The sequence below is a fragment of the Streptosporangium sp. NPDC000239 genome (genome assembly GCF_040300765.1).
Taxonomy (GTDB): domain Bacteria; phylum Actinomycetota; class Actinomycetes; order Streptosporangiales; family Streptosporangiaceae; genus Streptosporangium.
Window position 1 is genome coordinate 60773 of sequence record NZ_JBEPEI010000007.1, and the last position, 14432, is coordinate 75204.

Annotated in this window: 13 protein-coding genes; 8 read left to right on the plus strand and 5 right to left on the minus strand. The window is 71.7% G+C overall.

Going from position 1 to position 14432, the window contains the following annotated elements:
• Positions 1–105 precede the first annotated feature (105 nt).
• The 3 genes from ABT340_RS19370 to ABT340_RS19380 are packed head-to-tail and all read left to right on the plus strand — an operon-like array spanning position 106 to position 2703.
• Positions 106–702, plus strand: a complete 597-nt coding sequence (locus ABT340_RS19370; RefSeq protein WP_352012144.1) for a hypothetical protein — start codon at positions 106–108, stop codon at positions 700–702.
• Positions 703–733: 31 nt separating this feature from the next.
• Positions 734–1441 carry a two-component system response regulator CseB gene (gene cseB, locus ABT340_RS19375; RefSeq protein ID WP_352012145.1) on the plus strand — a complete coding sequence of 236 codons (708 nt, stop codon included), beginning with the start codon at positions 734–736 and terminating at the stop codon, positions 1439–1441.
• Between the two features lie 41 nt (positions 1442–1482).
• Positions 1483–2703: a HAMP domain-containing sensor histidine kinase gene (locus ABT340_RS19380; RefSeq protein ID WP_352012146.1), complete on the plus strand. Its 1221-nt coding sequence runs from the start codon at positions 1483–1485 to the stop codon at positions 2701–2703.
• Between the two features lie 135 nt (positions 2704–2838).
• Here the strand turns inward: ABT340_RS19380 and ABT340_RS19385 are convergent, their stop codons facing one another.
• Complete coding sequence (locus ABT340_RS19385) at positions 2839–3645, minus strand: alpha/beta fold hydrolase (RefSeq protein WP_352012147.1); 807 nt, start codon at positions 3643–3645, stop codon at positions 2839–2841.
• 78 nt (positions 3646–3723) lie between these two features.
• Positions 3724–6399 (minus strand): AAA family ATPase, encoded by a 2676-nt coding sequence (locus ABT340_RS19390; RefSeq protein ID WP_352012148.1) that lies wholly within the window; start codon positions 6397–6399, stop codon positions 3724–3726.
• Positions 6400–6621: 222 nt separating this feature from the next.
• On the opposite strand from ABT340_RS19390, the gene ABT340_RS19395 reads away from it, so the two are divergent.
• Together ABT340_RS19395 and rox are read left to right on the plus strand one after the other, a co-directional pair.
• A complete protein-coding gene (locus ABT340_RS19395) occupies positions 6622–7470 on the plus strand; it encodes a phosphotransferase (protein WP_502992515.1) in 849 nt (282 codons plus the stop codon).
• Between the two features lie 355 nt (positions 7471–7825).
• Complete coding sequence (gene rox, locus ABT340_RS19400) at positions 7826–9346, plus strand: rifampin monooxygenase (RefSeq protein WP_352012150.1); 1521 nt, start codon at positions 7826–7828, stop codon at positions 9344–9346.
• A 36-nt stretch (positions 9347–9382) separates the two neighbouring features.
• Here rox and ABT340_RS19405 read toward each other — a convergent pair whose 3' ends face one another.
• On the minus strand, positions 9383–9874 hold the full coding sequence (locus ABT340_RS19405; RefSeq protein ID WP_352012151.1) for a TetR/AcrR family transcriptional regulator: 492 nt from the start codon (positions 9872–9874) through the stop codon (positions 9383–9385).
• Between the two features lie 85 nt (positions 9875–9959).
• On the opposite strand from ABT340_RS19405, the gene ABT340_RS19410 reads away from it, so the two are divergent.
• Complete coding sequence (locus tag ABT340_RS19410) at positions 9960–11033, plus strand: FAD-dependent monooxygenase (RefSeq protein WP_352012152.1); 1074 nt, start codon at positions 9960–9962, stop codon at positions 11031–11033.
• Between the two features lie 26 nt (positions 11034–11059).
• On the opposite strand, the gene ABT340_RS19415 is transcribed toward ABT340_RS19410, so the two are convergent.
• Entirely contained in the window at positions 11060–11662 is a 603-nt protein-coding gene (locus ABT340_RS19415) for a TetR/AcrR family transcriptional regulator (RefSeq protein WP_352012153.1), read from the minus strand.
• Between the two features lie 103 nt (positions 11663–11765).
• Here ABT340_RS19415 and ABT340_RS19420 point away from each other — a divergent pair, with 103 nt between their 5' ends.
• Together ABT340_RS19420 and ABT340_RS19425 are read left to right on the plus strand one after the other, a co-directional pair.
• Entirely contained in the window at positions 11766–12953 is a 1188-nt protein-coding gene (locus tag ABT340_RS19420; RefSeq protein ID WP_352012154.1) for an FAD-dependent oxidoreductase, read from the plus strand.
• Positions 12950–13600: a DUF3159 domain-containing protein gene (locus ABT340_RS19425; RefSeq protein ID WP_352012155.1), complete on the plus strand. Its 651-nt coding sequence runs from the start codon at positions 12950–12952 to the stop codon at positions 13598–13600. Before ABT340_RS19420 ends, ABT340_RS19425 begins: the two co-directional genes overlap by 4 nt.
• An 88-nt stretch (positions 13601–13688) precedes the next feature.
• Here ABT340_RS19425 and ABT340_RS19430 read toward each other — a convergent pair whose 3' ends face one another.
• Positions 13689–14342, minus strand: coding sequence for a TetR/AcrR family transcriptional regulator (locus ABT340_RS19430; protein WP_352012156.1), 654 nt, complete (start codon positions 14340–14342; stop codon positions 13689–13691).
• Positions 14343–14432 lie beyond the last annotated feature (90 nt).

The window sequence follows — 14432 nt, forward strand, 5'->3', positions numbered from 1 at the left end:
GCCACCGTAGGGGCCGCCTCCGTAGGTTTATTTCAGCTTTTCCATCGGCCGCCCAGAGGTAATCCATAGGTTCTGTAACAATGCGTGGACGGTATTATCGGCGGCATGTCGCTGAAAAAACGGTTCACCGCCGCGGGAGCCGTGCTGTTCGGTCTCGTGGTGGCCGGGACGGTCTCCCTGGCCGGGTGCGGGATCGATCCTCGGGTGCGTCTGGAGCACCCGGCCGGGCAGGAGACCGGGCGGAGCACGTCCTCCACGGCGCCGGCGCAGACCGCGGTCGCCGTCCCCTCCGACCTCGACGGTCTGCGGGTGCTGCGGGAGGATCCGCGCCTGGGCACGAAGACCACCTCCGCGATCAGACGCTGCGAGGGCGGCCGGTTCCCGGTCTATTCCGAGGAGATCTCCCTGTCCGGTCAGTCGGAAGGCGTCCACCTGATGGCCGTCACCGTCTACACCTGTCCCGGCCGCAGCTGCGGGTACGAGGGGACCCGCGGCACCTACGTCTACCGCCTCGAACAGGGCCGGCCGGGTGAACGGGTCTACGCCCATCAGGGCGCGGGCAGCCGCGTGGAGGTCCGCGACGCGGCCCTGGTCCTGATCCGGCCGGACTACCTGCCGGGCGACGACGCCTCCTGCCCGACCACCACCCGGGCGACACCGCTGCGCTGGAACGGCCGCACGCTCGTTCTCGACGGCGCGTGAGACGACACGAAAGGACGAGGGCAGGATGTCCATGGACGCCGCCGAGACCCCGCATGTGCTGTTCGTCGAGGACGACGAGGTGATCCGGGAGGTGACCCAGCTGACCTTGGAACGCGACGGTTTCACGGTCACCACCGCCGCCGACGGGCCGGCCGGGCTGGAGGCCTTTCGCGCCCGCACTCCCGATGTCGCGCTGCTGGATGTGATGCTGCCCGGGATGAACGGGGTGAGCCTGTGCCGGCGCATCCGCGCCGAGAGCCTCGTCCCGGTGATCATGCTGTCGGCCCGGGACGACGCCGTCGACGTGGTCGTCGGTCTGGAGGCCGGAGCCGACGACTACGTGACCAAGCCCTTCGACGGCTCGGTGCTGCTGGCCCGCATTCGCGCGGTGCTGCGCCGCAGCGGGCGCAACGGCGCGGCCGGTGCGGACACCGGGCAGCGTGCCCGTCAGCTGCGCTTCGGCGATGTCGACATCGACGTCGACGGCGTACGGGTGCTGCGCGGCGGCAGGCCGGTGGCGCTCACCCCGACCGAGATGCGGCTGCTGCTGCGTTTCGCCGAGTCCCCCGGCACGGTGCTCAGCAGGGACGTGCTGCTGGAGAGCGTCTGGGACTACGCCTACGGCGGCGATTCGCGCCTGGCCGACATCCATGTGCAGCGCCTGCGCAACAAGATCGGCGCCGACCGCATCGAGACCGTGCGCGGGTTCGGCTACAAACTGCGCGCGGAGAACGAGTGAGGTCCTGGCCGAGATCTCGGCGTACGGCGGGAGCGCGGCGGATGAGCCTGCGCTGGAAGATCAGCGCCGCCGTCGCCGTGGTCAGCGTCCTGGTCGCGGTGGCGCTGAGCCTCAGCGTCCATCTCGCCTACGCCCGCAGGCAGGCCGACGACGCCCACCGCCTGCAGGCCGAACGCATCCGCCTGCTGCTGCGCGAGTACCACCGAGGTGGCCAGACGGTCTTCGGCAGCCGGCTGGACGACCCGGCCGTGCCGGCGGACCTGCGCGCGGCGGCGCGGGACGGGGCCGTCGCCACCGCGCTGCGCCGGACCCGCGAGGGCACCTTCGTCTGGGCGGCGGCCGGGACCGGCGGTCACGTCCTGTCACTGCGCTCGGACTACGGCCCCAGCCTCGCGGACCTGGCCGCGCTGGACCGGGTCCTGGTCCTGGGCTCGGCCGGGGCCGGTGTCGGCGGCACCCTGGCCGGGATCGCCGTCGGCGCGCGCCTGTCACGCCGGCTGCGGCGGGCCGCGGCCGCCGCCCGCCACGTCAGCGCGGGCGATCCCACCGTCCGGGTCGGCGCGGAGATCGGCGGCCGCTCCCATGACGAGGCCGCCGAACTCGCCCACGCCGTCGACGCCATGGCCGAGGCCCTGCAGGGCCGTCTGGAGGCCGAACGCCGGGTCACCGCCGACATCGCCCACGAGTTGCGCACCCCGCTCACCGGCCTGACCACCGCCGCCGAGCTCCTGCCGCCGGGGCGGATGACCGACATCGTCCAGGACCGGGTCAAGGCGCTGCGCGCCCTCACCGAGGACGTGCTGGAGGTGGCCCGCCTGGACACCGCCACCGAACGTCCCGCCCTGTCCGACGTCGCCCTCGGCGATTTCGTCACGCGCCGGGCGACCGCCTTCGTCCCCGACGCGCAGGTGCGCGTCCGCACCGGCACCGTGGTCGCCACCGACCCGCGCCGCCTGGAGCGCATCCTGGCGAACCTGCTCACCAACGCCACCCGGTACGGCCGGCCGCCGATCACCGTGGTCGTGGACGGCCTCCGCGTCACCGTCCACGACCACGGTCCCGGCTTCCCCGACCATCTGCTGCGCGACGGGCCGATGCGTTTCCGCAAAGGCGGCGACCCGGCCGCCGCGGGCCATGGGCTGGGTCTGACCATCGCCGCGGGCCAGGCCGCCGTGCTGGGTGCCCGTCTCACCTTCACCAACCCTCCCGAAGGCGGCGCGCTGGCCACGCTCGACCTGCCCGTGGCCTCCGACGTTCCATGACGCGGCCTGCTCAAGGCGGTTTCAAACAGGTCGACACGGCACGCGGCGGGCATCTGCCCCGTGAACACCGTGTGAGGGGCGGCCTCTGACCGACCTCCGCGCCTCCGCCGGACGCGGTTTCCGCCTGAGCCGCGCTCACCGCCCGGCCGTGTGCGCGAGGACGGCGGCGGCCAGTTCCTCGTGCACCTCCGGCGGCAGCGTGTGCCCCATGCCCTCGATGATCATCAGCCGCGCTCCGGGGACGCGTTCGGCGATGATCGCGCTGTGGCCCGGCTTGGCCGGCTCGCAGCTGCCCTCGATGACCAGGGTGGGCGCCTTCACCCGGTGCAGCACGCCCTCCGGCTCGAAGTCCGGCTTGGCCATGGCGGCCAGCCGGTGGTTGGCCACGGCCGACAGGTCGTGGGCACGGTCGTAGATCCGCTCCTGCAGCCGGCGCGCCGCGTCCTCGTCGAACGGCAGTTCGTCGCCGTGCAGGAGGCGCTGTTCGGCGATCATGCCGTCGATCGTCGCGCGCCTGCCCTCCGGCGGCGGGCCGGCGATCAGCGCGCGGTAGAAGTCCACGAACGCCGGCGTCGGCTCCGGCAGGCTGCCCTCGGGCTGTGGCTGTCCCATCAGGGCCCGCATGATCACCTCGCCCTCCCTGCCGCCGAGCGGCGAGGAGCCGATGACGGTCAGCGAACGCACCCGCTCCGGGCGTTCCACGGCGACGTACTGGCCGAGCAGGCCGCCCGCCGAGTGACACACCAGGTGGGCGCTGTCCAGCCCGTGGGCGTCCATCACGCGGTAGACATCGTCCTTGATGTCGTTCCACGTGTACGGGTGGGCCGCGAAGTCGACGGTGCCCGACATGCCGGTGTCCCGGTGGTCGTACCGGATCACTCGGCGGCCTCCTGCGGTCAGCCGGCCGACGAACTCGTCCGGCCACAGGATGGCCTGCGACATCGAACCCATGATCAATAGGATCGGCGCATCCGTCTCAGCGCCGAACTCTTCACTCCAGATGGTGACGTTTTGCATGTCTCAAAGCATGCCGTCGCCGACTACGGGCGCCTTCTGTAGAACTACTAGCCGCGCCAGATCCGTACGGGAGCCGATGCCCAGTTTGGGATAGATCTTGTACAGGTGGTACTCGACCGTACGCGGACTCAGGAACAGCTGGGCGGCGATCTGCTTGCTCGACAGACCGTCGGCGACCAGGCCCGCGATGCGCAGCTCCTGTGGGGTCAGCGCGTCCAGCAGAGACGCGGGGGCCGCGTGCGACTCACCCGCCGCGCGCAGCTCCTCCTGCGCGCGCCGCGCCCACGGCCTGGCCCCCGCCCGCTCGAACGTCTCCCATGCCGTACGCAGGTGCGCCCGCGCCTCACCCGGCCGTTGCGTGCGGCGTAGCCGTTCGCCGAGCAGCAGGGACGTCCTCGCCGCCTCGAAGGGGTTGGTGTGCAGCTTCAGCGCTTCGAGGAAGGCGTCCTCGGAGGAGCAGGCGAGGCCGCGGCAGCGGGCCAGCAGCGCGCGTGACTCGGGCGTCGCCGCGTTCGCCGACCATCGTTCGTACGCCTCCAGCGCCGCCCGCGCGCCCGCCTCGTCACCCGCGCCCACGGCCGCCTCCACCCGGTCGGGGGTCGTGCGCCACACCACGGTCGGGTGCCCGCCGCCCGGCCCCGCCGACGCGATGGCCGTGAAACGGTCGTGCGCGGAGGCGTACCGGCCGAGGCACAGGTCGAGCAGCGCCCGTGCGTACGCGGCCACCCCGATCCGCAGCCCCACCCGGTGCGGGACGGCGATCGCCAGCGCCTCCCGCGCCTGCCGCTCGCAGGCCTCCTCCTCGCCGCGCAGCGCGGCCAGCACCGCCAGGTTGGCGAGATGGGCGGCCACCGTGTTGGCGTATCCGGCCTCCCGGGCCAGCTCCAGGCCCTCCTCCGAGACGGCCTGGCTGCGCGCGAGCTGCCCGGCGATGCGCTCGGCGGTCGCCACGAACTCCAGCACCACCGGCAGCTGCCCGGCCATCCCCGACACTCTGGCCACCCGCCCCGCGCGGCCCGCCAGCTCGTTGGCCAGATCCGGCTCGCCCAGGTAACTGGCCGCGGCCGACGCCCACAGCCATCCCGCCGCGTCCTCCAGCTCGCCCGTCCTGGCCAGCGCCCGCCGCAGCAGGACCGGCCCGGAGGCGTCACCGTCCACGGTCAGGCCGATCCCGGCCACGACGTCCCGCAGGAACCCCTCCGGGTGCGCCGCCGCCCGCCTGCCGAGCTCGACGACCGAGCCCATGTCGCCGACGTACGAGGCCGCCTCCGAGGCGTCGGCCAGCATGTCCAGGCCGTCGCCCGCCGCGAGGATCCGTACGGCTTCGGCGGCGTTGCCCGAGTTGAGCTCGAACCTGCCCCTGAGCCGGGCGATCTCCATGGCCAGGGTGGCGTCGGCACCCGCGCGTTCGCGGGCCTCGGCCAGCAGGGTCTCCGCCTGTCCCGGACGGCCGCCGAGCCAGGCCGCGACGGCGGCGTCCTTCAGCCGTACGGCTCGGGTGTGCGGTCCGGGCGTCAGCTCGGCGGCCCTGGCCAGGGCGGTCGCGGCGGCGGCGTACCCGCCCCGGGCGCGTGCCCGTTCGGCGGCCTGTTCCAGTTCGGCGGCGACCCTCTCGTTCTGGCCCAGCGCGGACCTCGCCAGATGCCAGGCCCGCCGGTCGCCCGTGGCCGACTCCGCGAGGACGGCATGCACCCGCCGCACGTCAGCTTCTTGGGCTGCCTCGTGGACCGCCGAGCGTATGAGCGGATGCCTGAACCGCACCCCGTCACCCGCCGTCTCGACCAGCCCCGCCGTCTCCAGCTCGCCCAACGCGACCCGCCCGGGTTCGGAGCCGGACCGGGGGAGCAGGTCGGCGGCGGCGCGCAGGACGAGGGACAGGTCGGTCTCGACGGCGGCGACCAGCGCGAACAGCCGGGCATCGGGGGACAGACCGGCCACGAGGTCGCCGAACAGCCGGGAGCCGCCCGGCAACGGATCGGGCAGTGGCTCACGGCCGGTGAGCTGCGCGGGCGTCAACCGGGCGGCGATCTCGCCCAACGCGAGCGGGTTCGCGCCGGTCAGCGTGACGAGCTCGCGCCTCACCGGCGCGGGCATCTCCCCGTGACGCGTCTCCAGCAACTCGTCCGCGGCCGCCTCCGGCAACCCCCGTACGTCCACCGCCGCCGTCACCCCCTTGACCGGCGCGTCACCGCGTACGGCGAGCAGCATGGCGACGCGTTCGGTCCCGAGCCGCCGGGCGGCGAACAGCAGCGCGTCGGCCGAGGCGCGGTCGACCCACTGGAAGTCGTCGACCACGCAGATGAGCCCGTCCGGCGCGGCGGCCTCGGCCAGCAGCGACAGCACCCCGGCCCCCACCAGGAACCGGTCACCCGCGCCCCCCGCCGCCATGCCCAGCGCGGCGTGCACGGCGTCGCGCTGCGGCTCGGGCAACGCGTCGAGCGACCCGGTCACCGGCCACAGCACCTGGTGCAACGCCGCGAACGCCAAATCGGACTCCGACTCGACGCCCGTGGTGCGCAATACCCGCATCGACCCGCCCCGCGCCGCCGCCGCGTCGAGCAGCGCGGTCTTCCCCGTCCCCGCCTCCCCCCGCAACACCACGGCGCCGCCGCGTCCCTCACGCGCCCCCGCGATCACCTCGTCAAGCGCACCGATCTCCACCGATCTCCCAAAAAGCACATCCCCACCCTAGGAGCCCTCCCGGAGAGGTCGATCGCGTCTGTTGGGCGCTCCGAGGCGGCAAAGCTGTGAGCGAGCGACCGCCGTCGGCCCCGTTGGGTCGGCTTGGGGGCCTTCCAGTGACTTCCCAGCCCTGCGGACAGCGGGCTGCCTGACCTGGTCCGGTTCGGTGAGTCGCGTTCCGAACGCGGCATCGGTCGTCGGCGAGGAAAGATGGGCGTGGTGAGCGACCAGGTGTCCGGCGAGCTGCTGGAGATAGCCGAGGCCCTTCTCCCCGGGACCTCGCTGAAAGCGGCGCGGTTCTTTCGCGGCGGGGTCCACGACGTCGTCCTGCTTCCGGGGGTCGCGGCGGTGCGGGTCAGCAGGCTGCCGTCCGGGGCACAGGCCCTGCCACGGCGGACCGAGGCGCTGCGGGCGATCGCGGCGGCCGGCCTGCCGTTCGCGGTGCCCGAGCCGCTGACGCCGGTGACGATGTTCGGAGCTCGCGCCGCGGTCGCCGTCTCCTGGATCGACGGTTCCGGACTGCCTGATGGAGTGGGCGATCCGGTGAGGATCGGCGAGCTTCTCCGGGCTCTACGGGAGTTCGCCGTCACCCCGCGGCTGCGCGCCGTACTGGGTGCGCCGCGCACCTTCACCGGCGGCCATCACTGGGCCGACATCCTGGCCGAAGAGGTCATCCCGCGCCTGCCCGGCAGGTGGCGTGAGGAAGGCCGGCGGCGCCTGGAGGACGCCCTGGCCCTGGAGGAGGTCCCAGACTGTCTTGTCCACGGCGATCTCGGCGCGGACAACGTCCACTGGAGCGGCGACGGTACGCTGATCGGAGTTCTGGACTGGGATCGGGCTCATCTGTTCGACCCGGCGGTCGACGCCGCCACCATGGGATGGCTGCATGGCTGGGACAATCTTCGCAAGGCCGTAGACGGCGCCACCTACCGGCGTGCCCGGGTCTGGGACCGGACGTTCGGGGTGACCCATCTTGTCGCGGCGCTGGACGGCAGGGCGCGGGCGAACGCCGACAGCTACGCGCGGCACATCGTCGCATGGTTGGAGGCAGGCGCCTCGAACGGGTGAGCTCCCCGACGGGGCGGCCGGGCCCACGAAGGGTGTACGAGTTCTCGCCGATGACAGGCATGCGCCGGGAAACGGTGATGGCCATCGCGTGACCTTCGGGTGGCGAAGACCGAGTTAGGAGGGTCGGCCGGACCGCTGTACGGCCTGGTTCGGCGCCGTGATCACGTGGCGGAAAAAGGAGTGGGCGGGATCGCATCGGACTGGTAGCTTGCAGCTGACCGTGACACCGCCGAGGAGGTGAGACCCATGAACGCTGTATCGATGTGGGTGCTCCCCCTTCCCGTCACGGCCGGGCGATTGACGTAGGTGTCGCCGGGAGCGCCTCGCCAACAAGGCACTCCCGGAAGGCAACACCATGGACTTTTCGCAGGTCACCGCTGGGCTGTCGTCGAACGACACGGTCGAGCGCGACTTCCCCCCGGCAGCCCCGGGCGCCGATCACGTGCCTCTCGTTTTCGACGTGATCATCGCCGGGTGCGGACCGACCGGCGCGACGCTGGCCGCGGAACTGCGGCTGCACGATGTGCGGGTGCTCGTCCTTGAGAAGGAGACCGAGCCCAAGTCGTTCGTCCGCATAGTCGGTCTGCACGCCCGCAGTCTTGAGCTGATGGCGATGCGCGGACTGCTGGACCGCGTCCTCGAACACGGAAGGCGGCGTCCGGCCGGTGGTTTCTTCGCCGCCATCCCCAAACCCGCGCCCGAGAACTTGGACTCCGCGCACGCCTATCTGCTGGGCATCCCGCAGCCGGTCATCGAACGTCTCCTCGAAGAACACGCCATCGAGCTGGGCGCTCAGGTCCGGCGTGGCTGGACGGTGACCGGTTTCGAGCAGGACGACGAGGGCGTGACCGTCGAGCTGGCCGACGGGCGGCGGCTGCGTTCGCGCTATCTCGTCGGCTGTGACGGCGGGCGCAGTACGGTGCGCAAACTGCTCGGCGTCGGCTTCCCCGGCGAGCCCTCGCGGGCCGAGACGTTGATGGGCGAGATGGAAGTGGGTGCGTCGCAGGAGGAGATCGCGGCCAGGACGGCCGAGGTCCGCGAGAGCCATCAGCGATTCTGGCTGCGGCCCTTCGGGGGAGGGGTCTACAGCGTTCTGGTCCCCGCCGAGGGAGTCGGTGATCGCGCGGAACCGCCCACCCTCGAAGATTTCAAACAGCGGTTGCGCGCCGTCGCCGGAACGGACTTCGGCGTGCACTCCCCGCGCTGGTTGTCCCGCTTCGGGGACGCCACCCGGCTGGCCGAGCGTTATCGGGTCGGGCGGGTGTTGCTGGCCGGTGACGCGGCGCACATCCATCCACCCATTGGCGGACAGGGCCTGAACCTTGGCGTTCAGGACGCGTTCAACCTCGGCTGGAAACTGGCCGCGCAGATCCGCGGCTGGGCCCCGGAAACACTGCTGGACACCTACCAGGCCGAACGGCACCCCGTCGCCGAGGACGTGTTGGACAACACCCGCGCACAGACGGAACTGCTGTCCACCGAACCGGGCCCGCAGGCCGTGCGCAGGCTGCTCACCGAGCTGATGGACTTCGACGAGGTGAACCGCCACCTGATCGAGAAGATCACCGCGATCGGCGTCCGCTACGACTTCGGCGCGGGCCCCGACCTGCTTGGCCGCCACCTGCGTGACATCGAGGTGAAGCAGGGCCGCCTCTACGATCTGCTGCGTCACGGCCGCGGCCTGCTGCTGGACCGCACCGAACGCCTGACCGCGGGCGGCTGGTCGGACCGGGTCGACCACCTCGCGGATCCCACCGCGGCGCTGGATGTTCCGTGCGTTCTGCTACGTCCCGACGGCCACGTCGCCTGGGTCGGCGACGACCAGCAGGATCTGGACGACCACCTCTCCCGCTGGTTCGGCAGGCCCGCCGACTGATTTCGCCTGAGCGGTCACCTTCGGGGCCGAGCCGGATCAGGTTTCGGTGGTGAGCGACCGGAGTTCGGCGATCACGTCCGCGCCTGAGGGAGCGTGGTCCGGATCAAGCAGCCATTGCATCATCAGACCGGTCAGCAGGGCGAGGGGGACCGAGCCGCCGAGTCCCTCTCGCCCCTCCCGCTGCCCTCTGGCGAGGTGTTCGCGCACCTCCGGTGACCGCTCCGCCTGCACCACGGCCTCAAGCTGCGCCACCCACAACGCCCGGTGGGTGGTGAAGCCGTCGATCAGGGCCTGCCAGTGTCGCTCCGGCTCGTCCGAAGAGGTGCGGTGGGCGAGTTCGTCGCTGAGTTCGTCGACCGCCTCCACCAGGGCCTGGGTGAGCAGCGCGTCCTTGGAGCCGAAGTGGTAGCCGATGGCGGCATGACTCACTCCGGCGGCCGAGGCGATGTCCCGGACGGTCGTGTGAGCCCAGCCGCGTTCGATCAGGCACCGCTTGGCCCCGGCCAGCAGATCCTCTCGGTTTCCCATGCGGTGCAGCATAGCCGATGATTTGCCCATTTGGTCTATCCAAACGGATTGACCAAATGGGCAAATCGGCTTACCGTCATGCCCAATGACCAAGACGAAAGTTCTGATCTCCGGCGCGAGTGTGGCCGGGCCCGCCCTCGCCTTCTTCCTGAACCGCGACGGATACGAGGTGAGCGTGGTCGAGCGAGCCCCCGAGCTTCGTGACAGCGGATACGCGGTGGACTTCCGCGGCGAGGCGTTCGACGCGTTGGAGGACCTGGGCGTTCTCGCCGAGATGCGTGGGCACGACACGAAGATGCGCGGCACCACCTTGCTGGACGACAAGGGCGTGGAGACCGGACGGCTGCCCGCCGAGGCGTTCGCCGGTGAACTGGAGGTACCGAAGCAGGAACTGACCCGGATCCTTCACCGCATCACCGCCGACGACGTGACCTACGTGTTCGACGACTCGATCAGCGCGCTGACCCAGCACGGGTCGGGCGTCACGGTCGAGTTCGAGCGCGGAGCCACCCGGGAGTTCGACATGGTGATCGGAGCCGACGGCGTCCACTCCAAGGTGCGGCAACTGGCCTTCGGCCCGCACGCCGGGGCGCTACGCCACCTGGGCCTGTCCGGAGCCGGTTTCAGCACCGCCAACCACCTCGGCCTGGAGCGTGGCGGCCTGCTGCAGCAAGGCCCTGGCGCGGCCCTCTACCTGTTCGGTTCCGGCGCGCCGGACCGCCTTACCGTCAGCTTCTCCTTCGCCACCGCCTCACCCGCACTGGACCGACGCGGCCGAGACGAGCAGGAGAACGCGGTGCGGGCGGCCTTCGCCGGTTTCGGTGGGCAGGCGCCCCGGCTGCTGGAGGCGATGAGCGAAGCGGACGACTTCTACTTCTCCTCGGCCTGCCAGGTCCATCTGGACCGCTGGTCGTGCGGCCGGATCGCCCTGGTCGGCGACGCGGGCTACTGCGCCGCCCCGACCAGCGGCATGGGCACCTCACAGGCGCTGATCGGCGCCCGGGCGCTCGCCGGAAACCTCGCCTCGGCGGCCGGAGACCACACGGCCGCCTTCGCCGCCTACGAGGAAGAGCTACGGCCCTACGTCACCGGGAACCAGGCCGCGGGCCGCCAGGCCGCGACGATGTTCGGCGGCGACGCCGGCCTGACCGGCTCATAGGAGGCGGAGAACATGGTGAGCGGCGTTCACCACGCCGTCTCCTGTCGTCCGGTGAGGCAGTGCTGTACGACCGGACCGAACCGGGCCACCAGCTCATCGGTGGGCGCGGAGGCGATCGGCTCGATCCGCATGATGTAACGCGCCACCGCGAGGCCCAGAACCTGGACGTTCACCATCCCCGCCCGTAGCGCGGCGTCCGGTGTGCCGAGCATCGCCACGAGCCGGCCGGTGATCTCCCGATCGATGAACTCGCGGAGCAGCGCTTCCGACGCCTCATGGGTGGGGGCCGACCGGGTGAGCATCACGAGCGGCGTGCGGTCGGATTTATCCAGGTTCTCCAAGAGCGTCCGGATGATGCGCTCACCGATGCCGTCGAGACCGCCGGCGAACATCGACTCGATGGCCGACGTCAGGTGGGCGGGCATCTCGGTGACCGCGGCGAACAGGCCCTGCTTGGTGCCGAAGAAGTAGAACACCATGGCCGGGTCCACCCCCGCCTCGGCCGCGACCGCGCGCACCGTCGTGCCGCCGTAGCCATTCTCGCGGAACAGCGTGCGGCCGGCCTCCAGGATCTGCTGCCTGCTCTGCTCGCCGGATCGCCAGCGTCCGGGACGACTGTGTTCTGTCATGGCGGAAAGATCCTATCGGACATTTCTTCATCGGTCGATGATGTTTCTTCCCCGGCGCGGGGTACGCTGAACTTCATCAACCGATGAAGAAAGGTGGGACGGAATGCGGGTGATCGTTGTCGGTGCCGGACTTGGCGGGTTGACGCTTGCCCACGGGTTACGCCAGGCGGGCGTCGACGTCGTGGTGTACGAGCGGGACGGGCCGCAGGGGCGCCCACAGGGCGTCAGCCTGCATTTCGACGACAGGGGAGCCGCCGCGCTGCGCGCGTGCCTGCCGCCGCGGCACGTCGCGATGGCGGAGGCGACCATGGGCGGTCCGCGCGAGCGGAGGCTGTTCCTGTCCGAAGTGGACGGGGAGCTCAAGGTCGTTCGCACCCAGCCGCTCGCCGGTACCGCGGGACCCGTGCGGCCCGGCTGGCAGGCGCACCGGCCGCTGCTACGGGCGGTGTTGCTGACCGGACTGGAGGAAACGGTGCGGTTCGGGGCGCGGTTCACACGGTTCGAGCAGCGGGATGACGGCACCGTCCGGGCGTGGTTCGCCGATGGCGGCACCGACACGGCGGACGTGCTGGTCGGCGCGGACGGCATCGGTTCCGCGGTCCGGCGCCAGTACCTGCCGCACGTGCGGGTGGCCGACACGGGAAAGCGCATGGTGATGGGCGCGACACCGCTGCGGGCCGTGGCCGGTACCGGGCTGCCCGAGCTGATCGGCCACAGCGCCACCAGTGCGCGCTCGCACGGCACGATGATGGCGATGGGCGCGTTGCGGTTCACCCGGCCACCGGCCGCCGCGCGGGAGAAGTGGCTGCCCGCCCTGGACCACCGCGCCGTCGCCGAAGCCGAGGACTACGTGATGTGGACGCTGTCCGTCACGCGGGAACGGCTCGGTTCCACCGGCTCACCGGCCGACGCGTGGCACCGGGCCAGGGGACTGGCCGTCGGCATGCACCAGACGTTGCGGCTGGTCGTCGACCAAGCATGGCCGGACCTCACCGTCGCGCTGCGGATCGGGCTGATCCCGCCGACGCCGGCATGGCCGGCCACTCCGGTGACGCTCATCGGCGACGCCATCCACGTGGCACCGGGTTTCGGGGGCAACCTGGCGATGCGGGACGCCCGCCGCCTGCGTGACGAACTGGTCCAGGCCGCCCGGGGAAAGCGGGACCTGCGCGCCGCGATCGGCGCCTACGAGGACGCGACGCGCCGCAACAACCTCTCCGCTCCCGGCGCGGCGGCCGGAACCGGCCCGGGAGCCCGGCAGCGGACCGGCGCCACGGAGCCGAGCGCATGAACCTCACCATGCTGACGCGGAGGTCGCTGTCCTTGTTCGCCGCGGTGGGTGGCTGGCGCACACTCGCGGAGGCCGTCGCGTCTCGTGCGCTGTTCCTGGTCGCCTATCTGACGAGCGGTCGCGTATCGGCCTCCGCGCTGATCGCGGTCGTCGGCGTGCTCGCCTTCGCGGTGGCCCGGGTGTGGACCGACAGGAAGTACTGGCAGGCAGCCGGTGGGCTGCTCGTGGTGGGGGTCTCCGCGTTGCTTGCGGGGAGCACCGGGCGCGGGGTCGACTTCTACCTTGTGGGCGTGCTGACCAGTGCGGTCGGCGGGGCCGTGTTCCTGGTGTCCGTGCTGGTGCGGTGGCCGGTGGTCGGGCTGGTGCTGGGGGCGGCGCGTGACGATCGGTTCGGCTGGCGGCGGGATCGCGCGAGGCGGCGGCGCTACCAGAGGTGCACGGCGATCTTCCTGGCGAAGTTCGCCCTCGGCACGGCGTTGATGGTGCCTCTGTACCTGGCCGGGCAGGTGGTCGCGCTCGGGATCGCCAGCACACTGCTGACCACGCCCGCGACGGGCGTCTGCGCCTATCTCAGCTGGCGCATCCTCCGCGCCGAGGCGGACCCCACGGGACCGGGCCCCGCCGTGACGACGCCGAGCCCCGGCTGACGGCCGCGTCCGGTCCAACCGGTGCGCCGGCTCTGCGACCGCCGTGTTTCGAACGGAGCGTGGTGACGCGGCACCACCGGGAGGCGCGTCAGGGGATCGCGGCCTCGATCTGGGCGAGGTGGGCGGCGAGGATCTCATCGAACGCGGCCCGGCGGTCGGCCCCGAGGGGGCGGATCTCGCGGGCGAAGTGGGCCAGGGCGGGGAAGCGGTCGGGGTCGGCCCCGAGGACCGCGACGCGGAACTGCTCCATGCCCTGTTCGTACTCGTCCGGGGTGAGGGTGCCGATTCCGGCCTCGGAGACGATCAGCGCGGAGAGGAGGATCACGAGCCGGTGGTAGCGGGAGGGAATCTCCTCATCGGGCAGGCCAGAGGTCCGCAAAGCCTGTAGTGCCTCCTCCATGACCAGCCGGGAACCGGTACCGCCGGATCCGTAGCGTCCCCAGACCGCGGCGAGCTGGGGGTGCCGGCCGAAGGCCTCTCTCAGGCGCAGGGCTGTCGCGGTGATGCGCTGCCTCCAGTCACCCTCGGGGCGGTAGCCGTCCATCGCGGCCACCAGGATCCGGTCGGCGACCGCGCGCAGAAGCTCGGTCTTGTTGCGGAAGTGCCGGTAGAGGCTGGAGGAGTCGGTCCCGAGCGTCGCGGCGAGCCTGCGAACGCTGAACGACTCGGCGTCGTCCGTGCGCAGCAGTTCCGCCGCCGTGTCCAGGATTTCCTCCGTCGACCAACGCCTTCGGCCTGTCATCTCGCCCCTCTCGTCCGCGCCCGGCCCAGCATATCTTATGCACTTGCCGATGCACGCACCGCGTGCATAATGGAGGCGTCTTACTGGCTG